This window comes from Chryseobacterium sp. SIMBA_028 (assembly GCF_046535285.1).
Taxonomy (GTDB): Bacteria; Bacteroidota; Bacteroidia; order Flavobacteriales; family Weeksellaceae; genus Chryseobacterium.
The window spans coordinates 1-246 of sequence record NZ_JAWRWZ010000685.1 but is presented as its reverse complement, the minus strand read 5'-3'; the positions used below and the strand labels follow the sequence as shown (position 1 = coordinate 246).

General features: G+C 37.8%; 1 pseudogene. It reads left to right on the top strand.

Going from position 1 to position 246, the window contains the following annotated elements:
• Positions 1 to 246: pseudogene (locus tag SCA31_RS24990) on the top strand (NAD(P)/FAD-dependent oxidoreductase); the annotation flags it as partial.

The window sequence follows — 246 nt, the reverse complement described above, 5'->3', positions numbered from 1 at the left end:
CAAAAGGTCATCCTCAATTAGCGCAGGTCGCCATTCAGCAGGCAAAATTAGCAGCAAAGAATCTCAGAAAACAAGAAGCGAAGAAACCATTACAACCTTTTTCTTATCATGATAAAGGCAGCATGGCAATTATTTCAAAGTTTAATGCTGTTGTTGATTTACCCCAGTTTTCCTATACCGGCTTTTTTGCATGGCTCACATGGTTATTTATCCATATAATTCCGTTAACAGGATTCAGAAACAGAA